This is a genomic window from Lentzea sp. CC55, assembly GCF_021056325.1.
Classification (GTDB): Bacteria; Actinomycetota; Actinomycetes; order Mycobacteriales; family Pseudonocardiaceae; genus Lentzea; species Lentzea jiangxiensis.
On the sequence record NZ_JAJCXE010000022.1, the window covers coordinates 929,462 to 945,158 of the forward strand.

Annotated in this window: 14 protein-coding genes; 8 read left to right on the top strand and 6 right to left on the bottom strand. The window is 70.1% G+C overall.

What is annotated here, in order from left to right; translation table 11 throughout:
• The first annotated feature begins 8 nt into the window (after nt 1-8).
• On the top strand, nt 9-1,622 hold the full coding sequence (locus tag L6E10_RS20380; protein WP_236221055.1) for a glycosyltransferase family 87 protein: 1,614 nt from the start codon (nt 9-11) through the stop codon (nt 1,620-1,622).
• On the opposite strand, the gene L6E10_RS20385 is transcribed toward L6E10_RS20380, so the two are convergent.
• The 3 genes from L6E10_RS20385 to L6E10_RS20395 are packed head-to-tail and all read right to left on the bottom strand — an operon-like array spanning nt 1,534 to nt 4,730.
• Nucleotides 1,534-2,541: a GDSL-type esterase/lipase family protein gene (locus tag L6E10_RS20385; protein ID WP_236221056.1), complete on the bottom strand. Its 1,008-nt coding sequence runs from the start codon at nt 2,539-2,541 to the stop codon at nt 1,534-1,536. The genes L6E10_RS20380 and L6E10_RS20385 overlap by 89 nt on opposite strands.
• 18 nt (nt 2,542-2,559) lie before the next feature.
• A complete protein-coding gene (locus L6E10_RS20390; protein WP_374237065.1) occupies nt 2,560-3,963 on the bottom strand; it encodes a glycosyltransferase family 87 protein in 1,404 nt (467 codons plus the stop codon).
• Nucleotides 3,960-4,730 carry a deoxyribonuclease IV gene (locus L6E10_RS20395; protein ID WP_236221057.1) on the bottom strand — a complete coding sequence of 257 codons (771 nt, stop codon included), beginning with the start codon at nt 4,728-4,730 and terminating at the stop codon, nt 3,960-3,962. The genes L6E10_RS20390 and L6E10_RS20395 overlap by 4 nt, the downstream gene beginning before the upstream one ends.
• A gap of 131 nt (nt 4,731-4,861) precedes the next feature.
• Here L6E10_RS20395 and L6E10_RS20400 point away from each other — a divergent pair, with 131 nt between their 5' ends.
• From L6E10_RS20400 to dnaB, 6 genes are all read left to right on the top strand, one after another.
• Nucleotides 4,862-5,788: a hypothetical protein gene (locus tag L6E10_RS20400; protein WP_236221058.1), complete on the top strand. Its 927-nt coding sequence runs from the start codon at nt 4,862-4,864 to the stop codon at nt 5,786-5,788.
• A gap of 101 nt (nt 5,789-5,889) precedes the next feature.
• Complete coding sequence (rpsF, locus tag L6E10_RS20405) at nt 5,890-6,198, top strand: 30S ribosomal protein S6 (RefSeq protein WP_236221059.1); 309 nt, start codon at nt 5,890-5,892, stop codon at nt 6,196-6,198.
• Nucleotides 6,199-6,227: 29 nt separating this feature from the next.
• On the top strand, nt 6,228-6,731 hold the full coding sequence (locus tag L6E10_RS20410) for a single-stranded DNA-binding protein (protein ID WP_086666964.1): 504 nt from the start codon (nt 6,228-6,230) through the stop codon (nt 6,729-6,731).
• Nucleotides 6,732-6,790: 59 nt separating this feature from the next.
• Nucleotides 6,791-7,030, top strand: coding sequence for a 30S ribosomal protein S18 (gene rpsR, locus L6E10_RS20415; RefSeq protein WP_030465683.1), 240 nt, complete (start codon nt 6,791-6,793; stop codon nt 7,028-7,030).
• Between the two features lie 17 nt (nt 7,031-7,047).
• Entirely contained in the window at nt 7,048-7,503 is a 456-nt protein-coding gene (gene rplI, locus L6E10_RS20420; protein WP_236221060.1) for a 50S ribosomal protein L9, read from the top strand.
• 665 nt (nt 7,504-8,168) lie between these two features.
• Complete coding sequence (gene dnaB, locus L6E10_RS20425) at nt 8,169-10,127, top strand: replicative DNA helicase (RefSeq protein ID WP_374237109.1); 1,959 nt, start codon at nt 8,169-8,171, stop codon at nt 10,125-10,127.
• 220 nt (nt 10,128-10,347) lie between these two features.
• Here the strand turns inward: dnaB and L6E10_RS20430 are convergent, their stop codons facing one another.
• Complete coding sequence (locus L6E10_RS20430) at nt 10,348-10,584, bottom strand: hypothetical protein (protein WP_236221062.1); 237 nt, start codon at nt 10,582-10,584, stop codon at nt 10,348-10,350.
• Nucleotides 10,585-10,696: 112 nt separating this feature from the next.
• Nucleotides 10,697-11,293, bottom strand: coding sequence for a TetR/AcrR family transcriptional regulator (locus L6E10_RS20435; protein WP_236221063.1), 597 nt, complete (start codon nt 11,291-11,293; stop codon nt 10,697-10,699).
• Nucleotides 11,294-11,416: 123 nt separating this feature from the next.
• Here L6E10_RS20435 and L6E10_RS20440 point away from each other — a divergent pair, with 123 nt between their 5' ends.
• On the top strand, nt 11,417-12,271 hold the full coding sequence (locus L6E10_RS20440) for an SDR family oxidoreductase (RefSeq protein WP_236221064.1): 855 nt from the start codon (nt 11,417-11,419) through the stop codon (nt 12,269-12,271).
• 194 nt (nt 12,272-12,465) lie between these two features.
• On the opposite strand, the gene L6E10_RS20445 is transcribed toward L6E10_RS20440, so the two are convergent.
• On the bottom strand, nt 12,466-15,651 hold the full coding sequence (locus L6E10_RS20445) for a chaplin family protein (RefSeq protein WP_236221065.1): 3,186 nt from the start codon (nt 15,649-15,651) through the stop codon (nt 12,466-12,468).
• Nucleotides 15,652-15,697: the final 46 nt, after the last annotated feature.

The window sequence follows — 15,697 nt, forward strand, 5'->3', positions numbered from 1 at the left end:
TCCGCGAGGTGCCCAGCAGCCCTGCCGAGCTTCCCGCCGAGGTCCCGACCGAGGACCACGCCGAGGACACCGTCTCGCTCACCCGTGAAGAGCGGGTCGCACCCACGTGGACCGAGTCGCTCGCCCGCGGCCTGAGCAGACCGTTCGGCGGTCCTCTCGGCGAGCACGCGCTCGTCGGCAGGAACTACTTCTGGACGGCGGTGCGGGTCGTGCTGATGCTCGCCGTGGTCACGTTGCTGCTGGGGTGGGTGCAGAAGTCGCCGTGCATCCAGCAGTACGTCGACGACAAGGGCGTCGTGCAGCTCGACTGGCGGGGCAGCAGGCAGTTCACGGCCCTCTGCTACTCCGACACGGTGCCGCTGTACACGGCGGAGCGGCTCGACCAGCGCGGTTCCTTCCCGTACATCACGTCGTGGAAGGACGACGAGGGCAAGCCGACCGAGCACGTCCGGTACATGGAGTACCCGGTGGTCACGGGGCTGTTCATGTGGCTCAACGCGCGGGTGGCGCAGGGTCTCGTGACGCTCGTGCCGGGCATGCCGATGACGGTGATCGTGTTCTTCAACGTGACGGCGTTCTGGTTGGCCGTGGCGTGGCTTGTCACCGTGTTCTGCGTTGCGCGCATTGCGCGTCGCCGGATGTGGGACGCGGCGATTGTCGCCGTGTCGCCGTTGGTCATCGTCCACGCGTTCACGAACTTCGACACGATCGCAACGGCGTTCGCCACGGCAGGCATGCTGGCCTGGGCGCGGAAGAAGCCCGTGCTCGCCGGTGTGCTGCTGGGGCTCGGTGGCGCGGCGAAGCTCTACCCGTTGTTCTTGCTGGGACCGCTGCTGTTGTTGTGCTGGCGGTCCAACAGACTCAAGGTGGGTCTCACCACCACCGCGGCGGCCATAGGCGCGTGGGCACTCGTCAACGCACCGATCGCGCTGAACCCGGCCTCGCACACGGGGTGGAGGGAGTTCTTCCGCCTCAACACCGAGCGCAACGCGGACCCCGACACCCTCTACAACGTGCTCGTGCAGTGGACGGGGTGGCAGGGCTTCGACCCCGGACTGGCGCAGGGACAACCGCCGACGGTGCTCAACACGGTCAGCATGGTGTTGTTCCTGGTCTGTTGCGCCGGCATCGCCTACGTGGCGCTCTCGGCTCCGACGCGGCCACGGCTCGCGCAGCTCGGCTTCCTCGTCGTGGCGGCGTTCCTGCTGACGAACAAGGTGTGGAGCCCGCAGTACTCGCTGTGGCTGGTGCCGCTGGCGGTGCTCGCGTTGCCGCGCTGGAAGCTGCTGCTGGCCTGGATGGCGGTCGACGCGCTGGTGTGGGTGCCGCGCATGTACTTCTACCTCGGCACGGACAACAAGGGACTGCCGATCGACTGGTTCCTCGGCGCCGTGCTGCTGCGGGACGCGGCCGTCATCGCGTTGTGCGTCTTCATCTTGAGGGAGATCTACAACCCGGAGCGGGACCTCGTGCGCATGGCGGGCGACGACCCGTTGGCGGGCGTCCTGGTCGATGCGCCGGACCGGCAGCTCATCACACCCGCACGAGGCGAGCCATCGCATCGAATGCGGCCGCGTTCGGGTGCAGGTGATCACCGGAGTCGAACTCCGGACGCAGTCTGAGCGGATCGGCGGGGTCGCGGACGGCGGCGTCGAAGTCGACGTGGCCGGGGAAGGTGGCGCGGATCCACGCGTTCACCTTCTGCCGTTGCTGCTCCTTGGCCTCGGTCCAGGTGTACCAGCCGCGCCACGGCGTGATGGTGCCGAGGTGGAACTGCACGCCCGCGTTCTCGCAACGCCGCTGGATCGTGCGGATGCCCGCGATGACGTTCTCGGCGCTGACGCCGTTCTGGAGGTCGTTGATGCCGCCCAGCAGGAAGACCTTCCGCACTTCCCGGCTGAAGAGCACGTCGCGGGACATGCGGATGACCATCGGCGCGTTGCCCAGCACCACGCCGTTGCCGTTGATGCCCGCGTTCAGCACCGCGTGGTCGGTTTTGAGCAACGAGGGCCACGTGTCGTCGTAGAAGCCCTCGGTGATCGAGTCGCCGAGCGCCACCACCGCGCCCGGTGCCGTGAAGCCCGCGACCTCGACCGCCGAGACCAGGCAGATGTGCTCACGTGTGGAGGTGATGGTGCGGTGTGCGCGTGCCTGACACGGTGTGCCGGCCGGGGTGTACGTGCTGATGTCGAGCGTCTTGGTGACCGCGAGCTGGACGGCGTCGCTGTAGACCTCGTCGCGGGCCCTGATCGTGACGGCGCGGGACCTGTTGAACGTCAGCTGCCGCGTCTCACCGCCGGCCGCGACGGTGACCTGCTCGACGCGGACGGGTTCGGTGCCCATGAGGTTCGACAGGCGCACCCGGACCGAGGTGCCGCCCGCGGTGAGGTCGATCGTCGTCCGCACGCTCCGGTCGGGCACCGCTCCCGACAGGGTCGGGACGGCCTGCCACACGGGCAGCCAGCGGATCACCTCCGACCGCGGGGGCACGCCGGAGGCGCCGCAGGCCAGCAGCAACGCCAGCACGATGATCACCCTCACGGGTGAAGTCTGCGACGATCAGCTCTTCGCTGCCACTGCCCCGCGGAGGAACTTCAGGTCTTCCCGGTCGTCCTCGGTCACGCCCCGGGCCTTGAGGAAGACCACGAACAGCGCGACCAGCAGCGCCGCACGACCCCACACGCCGATCATCACGGCCTGCGCGGAGAAGCTGTCGTAGATGCCGGCCGGCTGACCGAACTCGATGGCCCAGAACCAGCGGAAGATGCCGATCCCCATCGCCAGGTCGACCACGAAGTAGACGTACGCCCAGACCAGCTTCACGCGCAGGAGCACGAGGAACGGCACCAGCCACAGCGTGTACTGCGGCGAGTGGACCTTGTGCAGCAGCATGAAGCCGCACAGCATCGCGCCGGACACCGCGATCCACGGGTAGGTGCCCTCGCGGCGGAAGCGCAGCCAGCCGTAGCCGGCGGCGATCGCGAACGAGAGCAGGATCGTGATCGGCGAGATCACGCCGACCAGCGACTGCATCGCGTCGTCGCCGATGAACGGCCGCAGGCCCCAGTACCAGATCGAGTTCGTGGTGATGTCGACGCGGCGCAGCTGCTGGAACTCGAACGAAGCGAGCCAGCCGTCGTAGCCCGCGAAGGCGAACGGCAGGTTGACCAGCACGACCGTGACGATCGAGGCGAGGGCGACCTTGGCCGCGCCGGCGACGTCGACCTTCTTGCCCTCGGGCATCTCCTGGCCGCGCCAGCCGCCGGTGGCGACGAAGAGCATCAGCGGCAGCACGAACGCCGCCGGGTAGACCTTGAACGCGAACCCGAGCCCGAGCAGCACCGACGCGACCACGGCCCGTTCGACCAGCGGCCGGTTCCAGCGGTGCACCACGAAGACCGCGGCCACCGAGCACAGCACGACCGGCAGGTCCCAGTTGTGGAACGCGTAGAGGACCAGCGGTGGCCCGATCGCCCACAGCAAGGCGCGCCAGCGGGCGAGCTTGCCCAGCAACCAGCCCGTGAGCAGGCCGAACGGCGCCATCAGCAGCGACGAGTAGAGCAGGTACTCCGCGTCGTTGTGCGCGAAGATCGCACCGGCCCAGATGATCAGGCCGGAGAGCACCGGGTACTCGACCGAGCCGCCGACGAGGACGCCCTTGTCGTTGATGCCGCCGTCGACGTACGGGAAGACGTGCCGGTCGATGTCGCGCCCGATCCAGAGGTGCTGGATGTCGGAGTAGCAGACGTCTTCCTTGTTGCGCTCGTCGTAGTCGGGCTGCGTGCGGCCCCACTGGTCGAACGCAGGACCCGTGCAGCGGTCCTTGTTGATGAAGCCCAGCAGCATCGTGAGGCCGCACAGGAGCACGAGCACGGCAGCGGCGGCGCTGCCGAAGCGGTTCGCGAAACGCCGGGCTTCGCCTCGCTCGGGCGTCACGCTCACCACCTCGTGCACGGTGCTCACCGGCCGGCGCGGTCGCGCAGGAAGGCGATGTCGGCGGCCTGGCCCTCGTCCGGTGTCTCCACCACGACGGGGCATCCGGCGGTGGCGGCCACGGCGGCCAGCTGCTCGGCGTCGATGGTGCCGGTGCTGATGTTGTCGTGCCGGTCGCGCGAGGAGCCGAACTCGTCGCGCGAGCTGTTGAGGTGCACGAGGTCGATGCGGCCGGTGATGGCCTTCACCCGGTCGACGACGCCGACCAGGTCCTCACCGGCGGCGAACGCGTGGCAGGTGTCGAGGCAGAAGCCCGCGCCGAACTCGCCGACCGCGTCCCAGAGCAGCTTGAGGGAGTCGAACGTGCGGGCCATGGCGTTCTCGCCGCCCGCGGTGTTCTCGATCAGGACCGGGACCGCGAAGCCGCCCTCGGCGACCTGGCGCTCGAAGAACTTGCGCCAGTTCGCGAAGCCCTCCGCCGGGTCCTCGCCCTTCGTGACGTGGCCGCCGTGCACGACCAGGCCCTTCGCGCCCACGGCCGCGGCGGCCTCCGCGTGCTGGACCACGTTCTTCCTGCTCGGAATCCGGATCTTGTTGTTCAGCGACGCGACGTTGATCAGGTACGGGGCGTGGACGAACACCTCGAGGTCGGAGGCGAGCAGCGCCTCCGTCTGCGGATGGGGTTTGGGCTTCTTCCACCCCTGGGGGTCCGACAGGAAGAACTGGACGACCTCGGCCCCGCGTTCGGCCGCGGCGCCGACCGGGTCGTCGTCGCGTACATGGGCCCCGATGCGCATGCACAGGAGGGTAGTCGGCACCCGCAACGCCATCGCAGCCGCCGCCGATAGGAGTAATCGGAAAAACTGGGGGTGGTTCGCGTCACCACCAGGACCTACGGTCGTTACCAGAGAGTAGGAAAGGGGTTGGCATGCGACTGCTGAGCGTCACCGCCGCGACGTGTCTGGCGCTGGCCTCCGCCGGCGTGGGGGCGGGTCCGGCCACGGCCGCGGAGCCCATCGTCATCGGCAGCTGTGCGACGTCGATCCAGGGCGCGCCCGGCACCCCCGTCTCACTCAGCCCCGCCGCCGTCACGCAGCCCATCACGGACCTCGTGCGCGCGGTGCCCCTGCTCGGACCACCCCTCGCGGAGCCGTTCAAGCAGGCGTTCTCGCAGGTCAAGCCCATCCCGATCGGTGCGGTGCAGGCCGGGACGACGACCATCAGCGGCGGCACGATCGCCAACGCGGTGATGGTCGAGGTCGCGAAGATCCCGCTGCTCGGCCCGATCCTCGGCACGCTCGACCAGACCGTCCGCGCGACGCTCACGAGCGGCTGCAAGGTCACCGTGACCGGCGTGAACCAGGTCGCGGCGCCGATCCAGGACGGCAGCAAGGCCGTCGCGGACGCCTCCCAGCAGGCCGTCGGCGCGGTCCCCGGCGCACCCAAGCCCCCCGCACAGCAGCCCCGGCCCGGTACGCCGCCCGGTCAGCCCGGCACCCAGCCCGGTGTTCCCGGCACGGGTGCGGGCGCGCCGAGCAACCGCGACTTCTCGCTGTACCCGGTCGGCGCGAACTTCGGCCGCGTGCCGCTGTTCAGCTACGGCTCGCTGCCGTTCGCGATGCCCGGCCTGTACTCGCCGTCGCCCGGTGTGCGCTACGGCTCGCAGGTCCCGCGCGCGTCCAGCGGCAACGGCATCGAGGGCGACTCGGTGCAGGCCGCCGGCCGTGCGACGGCGCTGCCCAGGCTGGGCGGTCCCGGTGGCGTCGGCGCTCCGGTGCTGGTCGCGGTGCTGATGCTGGCCCTGGTGACGGGCGCGCTGGTGAGGACCTGGGCGCTTCGCCGCACCCCTGCGTAGTCGGTGGACGCGCCCTGTTAACCTTCTTCAGTTGCTGACGCGACGACCCTCCTGCCACGGAGAGCCCGTGGCCGCGAGTCCACAGGAGGTGAGTGGTCCTCATGCGTCATTACGAAGTGATGGTCATCCTCGACCCCAGTCTCGACGAGCGCACGATCGCGCCGTCCCTCGACACGTTCCTCGGCGTCATCCGCACCACGGGTGGAAACGTCGAGAAGGTCGAGGTGTGGGGCAAGCGCCGGCTGAGCTTCGAGATCAACAAGAACACCGAGGGTATCTACGCGGTGCTCGACCTGACCTCGACTCCCGACGCGGTGAAGGAACTGGACCGCCAGCTCGGTCTGCAGGAGACGGTGCTCCGGACGAAGGTCCTGCGCCGCGAGCCCGCCAAGTCGGCCGCCAAGGCCTGACGAACCTCGATTAGGGGAGCTCCCAAGACATGGCTGGTGAGACGACGATCACGGTGGTCGGGAACCTGACCGCCGACCCGGAACTCCGCTTCACCCAGAGCGGTGCCGCGGTGGCGTCCTTCACGGTCGCTTCCACGCCCCGCACCTTCGACCGCCAGTCCGGCGAGTGGAAGGACGGCGAAGCGCTGTTCCTGCGGTGCAACGTGTGGCGGCAGGTCGCCGAGAACGTGGCCGAGTCGCTCACCCGCGGTTCGCGAGTGCTCGTCTCCGGACGGTTGCGCCAGCGTTCCTTCGAGACGAAGGAAGGCGAGAAGCGCACTGTCGTGGAGCTGGAGGTCGACGAGATCGGCCCCTCGCTGCGCTACGCGACCGCGAAGGTCAACAAGGTCAGCCGTGGAGACGGCGGCGGTGGCGGCGGCTTCGGCGGCGGCGGCGGTCAGCAGTCTCGTGGCGGCGGCGCTCCGGCGGACGACCCGTGGGGTTCCGCCCCGCCGGCCGGCTCCGGTGGCTTCGCCGACGAGCCTCCCTTCTAGACCGAACTGCACCGGTCACCCAGTACTTCATTCACCGCGTATCCAGGAGTTAGAGACACATGGCCAAGCCGCCTGTGCGCAAGCCCAAGAAGAAGGTCTGCGCCTTCTGCAAGGACAAGAGCGCGAACCTGATCGACTACAAGGACACGACGCTCCTCCGCAAGTTCATCTCCGACCGCGGCAAGATCCGTGCCCGCCGCGTCACGGGCAACTGCTCGCAGCACCAGCGCGACGTCGCTGTTGCCGTGAAGAACGCCCGTGAGATGGCCCTGCTGCCCTACACCTCGACCGCTCGCTAAGGAAAGGGGACACCGCGATGAAGCTCATCCTCACCGCTGACGTTTCCGGCCTCGGCGCTCCCGGCGACATCGTCGAGGTCAAGGACGGCTACGGCCGCAACTACCTGCTCCCGCGCGGCCTCGCGATCGTCGCGACCCGCGGCGCGCAGAAGCAGATCCAGGTCATCACCCGCGCGCAGGACACCCGCCGCGTGCGCGACCTGGACCACGCGAAGGAGATCAAGGCCGCTCTCGAGGGTCTGGGTGGCGTCACCCTGACCGCGAAGGCCGCCTCGGGTTCGAAGAAGCTGTTCGGCTCGGTCACCAGCTCGGACGTGGCGGCTGCCGTCAAGTCCGCCGGTGGTCCGGTCCTGGACAAGCGCGCCATCGAGCTGCCGGGTCACATCAAGACCACCGGCAAGCACTCGGTGACGGTTCGCCTCCACCCGGAGGTCACCGTCGCGCTGCCGCTGAACGTGACCTCCGCCGAGTGACCAGTCCTGCTCGCCGCTGACGCGGCTTCGCAGGGCTCGGCTTCGGGTGTCCGTTGCGGGGGCGACCCCGCAGACCCCGATGACGACTCGTCGGCAGGTTCGCCTGCGGTTCGGATTGCCGAAGCGCCACCTGCCCGGAATGCTCCGGGCGGGTGGCGCTTTCGCTCGTTCGGACCAGTGTTGATCTGTCCACGCCCTGTGGATAAACGCGGCGTACAGCGTGTCGGCGACACGCCGAAGAAGGTGTTCTTCACGACACGCCGACGGTGCGCCCCACAAGTTTTTCCACAACTTGTACACAGCCCTTGAGCTGGAGTTACTTCTGTCACTCCACCGGTTGTCAACAGGTTGTCCCCAGCGTCATGAGCCCTGTGGGCAACCATCCACAGGTTGTCCCCCAGTTGTCCACAGGGCGATCCACACGCTGGTTTGCCTGCTCCGGACGGGTCCCTCTAGCGTCGCTGCCAGGGAGAGGCCATCGCGCAGCGTGGCCGCCCGAAATTGTCGGTGCAGTGAAGTACAACTAGGGGACCAGGCACCGGCTCTCGACTCTTCGCAGGGGTGATTCAGCAGTGGCGCTCGTGGACGACCGGGGCATGGCGGAGCCCGCATTCGAGCGTCAGCCTCCCCAGGACCTGGCCGCCGAGCAGTCCGTCCTGGGCGGCATGCTGCTGTCCAAGGACGCCATCGCGGACGTCATCGAGGCGCTCGCGCCGAACGACTTCTACCGCCCGGCGCACCAGGCGATCTACGACTGCATCCTCGACCTGTACGGCCGCGGCGAGCCCGCCGACCCGATCACCATCTCCGCCGAGCTCGAGCGCCGCGGCGAGCTGCTGCGCGTGGGTGGCGCGCCGTACCTGCACACGTTGATCGCGACGGTGCCCACGGCCGCGAACGCCGGCTACTACGCCGAGATCGTCGCCGAGAAGGCGGTGCTGCGGCGCCTGGTCGAGGCCGGCACCCGCATCGTGCAGCTCGGGTACAACGGTGCCGAGGGCGCGGACGTCGACGAGGTGGTCGACCGGGCGCAGGCCGCGATCTACGAGGTCACCGACCGCCGCACGACCGAGGACTACGTGGCCCTCGAAGACCTGCTGCAGCCGACGATGGACGAGATCGACGCGATCGCGTCCCGCGGCGGCATCTCGCAGGGCATCCCGACCGGCTTCGCCGACCTCGACGCGCTCACCAACGGCTTGCACGGCGGCCAGATGATCATCGTCGCCGCCCGCCCCGGTGTCGGCAAGGCGCTCGCCCTCGACACCCCGCTGCCCACCCCGTCCGGCTGGACGACGATGGGCGAGGTGGAGGTCGGCTCGTTCCTGATCGGTGCCGACGGCCGTCCGACCAGGGTGGTCGCCGCGACCGAGGTGATGACGGGCCGCCCGTGCTTCGAGGTGGAGTTCTCCGACGGCACCGTGATCGTGGCCGACGCCGAGCACCAGTGGCTGACGGAGTCGTGCAGCGAGACCGGCGGCTTCTGGGCGATCCGCACCACCGCGCAGCTGTTCGACCGCTCCGGCCTGTGCCGCCAGTTCATCCGCATGTCCGCCGCCTGGGAACTGCCCGCGCTGCCGTTGCCCCTCTCGCCGCGCGCTCTCGGCCTGTTCCTCTCGGGCCTGGGGGACCTGGAGCTGACCGACGAGGAACTGCGCGTCGCCAAGGAACTCGGCCTGGCCGACGTCCCGCACATCCCCGCCGCGTACCTGCGCGCGTCCCGCCGGCAGCGCGAGGAACTGCTGGCAGCGCTGCGGATCGACGGCCGCTTCGCCCGCCTCCGCCGCGACGTCGACGAGCTCGTCGCGAGCCTCGGCCGCCACGACCGGGTGGAGATCGTCGCGGTGTGCCCGATCGCCTCCGTTCCGGTGAGGTGCGTGGAGGTCGACAACCACGACCACCTGTACCTCGCGGGCGAGACGATGATCCCGACCCACAACTCGACGCTCGGCCTCGACTTCGCGCGGTCGTGCTCGGTGAAGCACGGCCTGACCAGCGCCATCTTCAGCCTGGAGATGAGCCGCACCGAGATCGTGATGCGCATGCTCTCCGCCGAGGCGCGGATCCGCCTGGGCGACATGCGAGGCGGCACGATGAGCGACGACGACTGGACCCGCCTGGCCCGCCGCATGAGCGAGATCAGCGAGGCCCCGCTGTTCGTCGACGACAGCCCCAACCTCACGATGATGGAGATCAGGGCCAAGGCCCGTCGCCTCAAGCAGCGCCACGACCTCAAGCTCGTGGTCGTCGACTACCTCCAGCTGATGTCGTCCGGCAAGAAGACCGAGTCGCGCCAGCAGGAAGTCTCCGAGTTCTCCCGGTCGCTCAAGCTGATCGCCAAGGAGCTCGAAGTCCCGGTCATCGCGATCTCCCAGCTGAACCGAGGCCCGGAACAGCGAACCGACAAGCGCCCGATGCTCTCCGACCTCCGCGAGTCCGGCTCGCTCGAGCAGGACGCCGACATGGTCATCCTGATCAACCGCCCCGACGCCTGGGAACGCGACGACCCGCGAGCCGGCGAGGCCGACCTGATCATCGCCAAGCACCGCGCGGGCCCGACCGCCACCATCACCGTCGCGCACCAGCTGCACTACAGCCGCTTCACGGACCTGGCGCAGACCTAAGCGCCACGTCCAGGCACATCCGTCCGCCCGGTCACGGGTGGCTGACCTCCGGCGAAGTGCCGGGTGGCCTCCAACACCGCATCGGCCACCTCCTCCAGCGGACGGCAGCCGTCGACGACGGTCGCGCCCAGCCGCCGGTGCGTGGGCTCGACCTGTGCGTTGTGCCCGAGTGAGGCGGCCAGTTCCTCCGAGTGCTTGCCGAAGGCGTTCGTGGTGCGGCTCAGGAGGCGTGCCGGAGCGTCTCGTCGTCGATCACCAAGCACACGACGAGGTCGAAGAGGCCCCGGACCTCTTCCTCGTTCTCGACGCTTCCACACAAGAACGCCGTCTCGGCGTGCGTTCTCGCGACCAGTGCCTCGACCTCGTCCCGGTTGATCCTCCAGCCGTAGCGGTCGAGCCAGCCGGCGGGCACCGGGTCGGGAGGGGCGAGGACCACCTCGCCGCTCCGCCGGTCCACCCACCGGTTGCAGCCCTCCCAGTCCGCGTCGAACGCCTGGTGCCCCCTGCTCTTCAGCAGGTCGCCGGCGGTGGACTTGCCGGCTCCGACGTGCCGGTCACCCAGATCAGGGTCATCTCGGCTCCAGGCCGCGCAGTGCCGTGTCCACCACGTGCTCGACGTACTCGTGGGTCAGTGGACCCGTGCGTTGCAGCCACCGGTTGAGGACAGGGCCGAAGATCAGGTCGACGGCGACCTCGAGGTCGACGTCCTCGGCGAGCTGGCCGGCGCGCTGGGCGGCGCGGAGGCGTTCCTTCTTCAGCTCGCGCATCGGCTGGTCCAGTCGCGCCCGGTAGTCGGCGGCGAGGGCCGGGTCGGTGACGATCTCGACGTGCATCGCGCGCATGGCCTTGTCGTTGCGCGGGTCCTCCAGCTCGTCGACCGTGGCCTTGAGGACGAGCTTCAGGTCCGCGGACAGGTCGCCGGTGTCGGGCAGTGCCGCGGCCTCGCCCTCGCCGGCGAACGAGAGGAAGGCGTCGAACAGCAGCGCGCCCTTCGACGGCCACCACCGGTAGATCGTCTGCTTGCCGACGCCGGCAGCCTGGGCGATGCCCTCGATGCTGAGCTTCGGATATCCCACCTCCCCGACCAGTTCGATGGCGGCGGTGAGGATGGCGCGCCGGGCGTTGTCGTTGCGGCGGCTGGGATCGGGACCGACCTTCGTGGGCACGCGGGGAGTCTAGCGGCGGGCGAGACGAGACGGTCCGTCTTGACGAGGCGGAGGAACGCGGGCAAGCTGTGGCCATCGGCGAGACGAGACGGTTCGTCTCGCCACTGACTCCAGGGGGACGATGTGGTCACGTCAGCCAGTTCCAAGGTCTGGTTCGTCACGGGTGCCAGCCGGGGTCTCGGCCGCGCCTTCACCGAGGCCGCGCTGGCCGCCGGAGACAGGGTCGTCGGCGCGGCCCGCGACCTCTCGCCGCTCGACGACCTCGCGGAGCGGCACCCCGAGGCGCTCCTCCGGCTGGGTCTCGACGTCACGGACCGGGAGGCGGTCTTCGAGGTCGTGGGCAGGGCGGTCGAGCACTTCGGACGGCTCGACGTCGTCGTGAACAACGCCGGCGCGCTGTTCACCGGCATGGTGGAGGAGTTCGGCGAGGCCGAGGCCCGCGCGCAGGTCGAGCTCAACTTCTTCGGCGCGCTCTGGGTGAGCCAGGCGGTGGTGCCGCACCTGCGCGCCGCCGGGGGAGGACGCCTCCTGCAGATCTCCAGCGTCGGTGCGCTCGGTGGTTTTCCGAGCACCGGGCTCTACAGCGCCAGCAAGTTCGCGTTGGAGGGGATGAGCGAGGCCCTCGCCGCCGAGGTCGCGCAGTTCGGCATCAAGGTCACCATCGTCCAGCCCGGCGGGTACTGGACCGACCTCTACACCAGCAGCAGGGCGACCGAGCCGAACCCGGTCTACGGCGATCTCCGCGCCGAGCTCGAGAAGCAGTGGGCCGAGGGGTCTGTCGACAGCGAGCCCCGGCTTGCCGCCGAAGCGGTGATGAAGCTGGTCGCGAGCGACGAACCGCCGTTGCGGCTCCTGCTCGGCAGCATGGTCTACGACGTCGCCTTCGACATCTCCCGGCGGCGGATGGACACCTGGGCCGCCTGGGAGGAGACCAGCCGGGCCGCGGAGAAGGCGGTTCCCGCACCGACGGCTTCATGACGGCTCACCCGTGCGGGGTTGTACGGGACGGCGGTGCCGGTCCGCGCTCGCACCCGCGGCACGTTGGTGACGCCAGGCCCGACGAAGTGCTCGCCACGGCGCGGAACCCCTGGACGGCACCGAGCCCCGGCGACACCGTCGTGTCGCCGGGGCTCGGCTTCTTACCGGAGGAGGGTGTTACAACTGCGGGGGTGTTACAGCGAGCCGGTCACCTTCTGGAACAGGTTGGCCGGGTCGATCAGGGTGAGCGCCGGGTTGTTCGCCAGCGGCAGCTGCGGCAGCGAGCGCTCCTCGGCCTGCGGGGCCAGGCCGCGGGTCGGGTTCAGGTCGAGACCCGAGAGCGAGGCCGGGCCGTTGACGGGCAGCGTCGGCAGCGAGCGCTCGGTCGGCACCGCGGGCAGCTGCACCGGCAGCGGCAGGGCCGGGGCGGTCACCGGGACGGACGGCACCGAGCGCTGGGTGGCACCCAGCGGGACGAGGCGCTTCGCGACCTCCAGCACCTGGCCGAGCGGCAGGCCCTGGACGTTCGGCGTGATGCCGGCCGTGCCGCCGTTCAGCGGCAGCCCGGCGCGCTGGGTGGCGCCCAACGGGACGAGGCGCTTCGCGACCTCCAGCACCTGGCCGAGCGGCAGGCCCTGGACGTTCGGCGTGATGCCAGCCGTGCCGCCGTTCAGCGGCAGCCCGGCGCGCTGCTTCGCCAGACCGGGCAGCGCCGGAGCGGAGAGCTTGCCGGGCAGAGCCGGGGCGGGCAGCTGGCCGGGCAGCGCCGGGAGGGGCAGCTGGTTGGTCACGGCGAGCAGGGCGGCCGGGTTCGGCAGCTGGTTCACGGGCAGCTTGTCGAGACCGTGGAACGCCGGGACCTCGTCGACCTTCATCAGGCTGTCGATGCCCTTGGGCAGCTGGATGCCCTTGAGCTGCGTGGCGCGCAGGGTGCCGGTGTCCTCACCGGTGAGCTGCTCGTCGTCGTCGACACCCTCGACGATGGCCTGCCCGAGCACCTCGACGGGGATGCGCGCGAGCTTCGCGGCCGCCTCGACCGGGACGGTCGTCTCGCGGGCGGTCAGCGGGCCGTTGCCCTCCGTGGTCATCTCGCCGCCGGCCTTGCTGTGCGACGACTTGTCGGTGACCGTCGTCGCGTTGCCCGCCGCCGCGACCGCGTCCGCGTACACGCCGGTGAAGGCGTTGGCGGGGGCGTTGACCAGGTTGCCGGAGAGCGAGGCGTCCTCGGCCGAGGAAGAGCTGTCGTCACCGGACACGACGTTGGTGTCGGACACCGAGTCGGACTCGGTGATGCCGGCCGCCGAGACGCTGTTGCCGGGAACCGCGGGGAGCACGGCCGGCTGCGCGCCGACCAGGTTGCCGGAGACGGAACCACCGTCGCCGTTGCTGCTGACGTCGCCACCGGCGACGGACGACAGGTCGTTGGTGGACGTGGAGTCGACGTTGCTGCCGCCACCGGCCGACCAGCCGAGCACCTGCGAGCCGGTCGCGACCGGGGTCGAGACGGCGTTGCCCGCGATGGAGCCGTTCTCGCCGGTGGTGACGGCGTCGCCGCCCGCCTTCATGTCGGTGGCGTTGTCGCCCGTGGTGGAGTTGTTGCCCACCACGGTGAAGCCGTCGGCGAAGACCTGGGCGGGCGTCGAGGTCGGGGCCTGGATGATGTTGCCGGACACCGAGCTCTTCTTGCCGGTCGCCTGCGGCGCGTTGCCCGCGGTGACCGTGGTGTCGTTCGACGCGTCCGACGTGGTGTTGCCCACCACGCCGGCGGTGAACGCGAAGACCTGCGGTGCGGCCGCGGTCGGTGCGGTCACGATGTTGCTGGAGACCGTGCCGCGGTCGTCCGCGGTGTTCGGGGTGCCGCCGGAGCGGACCTCCTTGACCTCGTCGGCCGAGCCGTGGGCCTGGCCGCCGACCGCACCCGCCACGCCGTAGACCTCGGCGGGCGTGGCGACCGGGATCGAGCCGATGTTGCCGGAGCCGACGGAGTCGTTGCCCGTCGTGCCCTGGTAGCCGGACGTGACCGACTTGACGTTGTTCTCGCAGGTGCCCGTGGACTGGCCGACGACACCGGCGCCGTTGCCGCAGGCGTCCACGGCCGTGGCCGGCGGGAGGTCCGCGATGTTGCCGGACAGGACCGACTTGTCGCCGATCGTGTAGGCCTCGCCACCGGCGGTGGAGTTGGCCTCGTTCGCGTGGTCGGTCACGGCGTTGCCGACCACCGAGCCACCGTTGCCACCGGCCGCGACGGGCAGCGAGACGGGCGCACCGGCGACGTTGCCGGAACCCGTCGAGCCGTTGCCCGTGGTGTGCTTCGAGCCGCCGGCGCGGGAGTCGTTGGTCGTGTCGCTGACCGCGGCCGCGTTGCCACCGAGGGCACCGGCGTTGTCGTCGACCGTGACCGGGCCGGCGAACGAGGGCTCGGCGATGTTGCCGGCCAGCGTGGCGGGGTCGCCGTTGGTGATCGTCTTGCCGCCGGCGTACGCGGCGCCGGTCTGCGTCGAGTTGCTGGCGGCGTTACCCGCAGCGCCGGCCGAGTTGCCGTTGACCTCGAACAGCGGGGCCACGGGCACCGGCATGGCGTTGCCGGACATCGAGCCGTTCCGGCCGCTCGTGACGATGTCGCCCTCGGACGAGGCGAACGTGGCGGCGGAGGAGTCGGCCTCGGCGATGCCGCCCGCGCCCACACCGTTGCCGGTGACCTGAACCGGGGTCGCACCCCGCTCGGCAACGACGTTGCCGGACATCGTGCCCTTTTCACCACTCGTGGTGATGTCGCCGCCGGTCGTCGTGACCTGCTCGGCGTCACTGGTCCTCGTGGCGGCGTTGCCGCCCGCGCCGACCGCGTTGCCGGTGGCCTGGACCGGGACCACGTGACCGACGGCGAACACGTTGCCGGCGAGGGACTGGCCCGCGCCATCGGTGGCGACGGTGCCGTCGCGGTGCGCGGCCTGCGAGCAGGCGCCGGTCGCCTCGGTGTCGGCGAGAACCGCGATCGCGTTGCCGCAGATGTTGATCGGCACGTCGAGGTGCCCCTGCATCCTGTTGCCGCGCACGACGTGCTGCGTCGGGGTGCTGCGCAGGCGCTCGTGCGTCTGGCGGACCAGCGGGTTCGCGACGGGCGCGGCCGTGCGGGTGGGCACCGCGCTGGTGACGCGGTCCGTGCTGACCGTGCGGTCGACCTTGGGAACCGTGACTTCCCTGGCCGGCGTGGCCAGCTTGTTCTGGTCAGCCTTGATCGGAACCGAGGCCGCGACGTCGACGGGCGAAGGTGGCGCGTCCGGGTCGACGTTCTCCTGGGCAGAAGCGATGCCCGTACCGAGCATCAGCAAACCACCAGTGACAAACGCGGTCTGAAGTCCGCGCTTTGCCCAGGTCTGCATTAGATCTCCTTCTTCCAATTTCCCGTCTGCGAGCGACGGGGGGCTC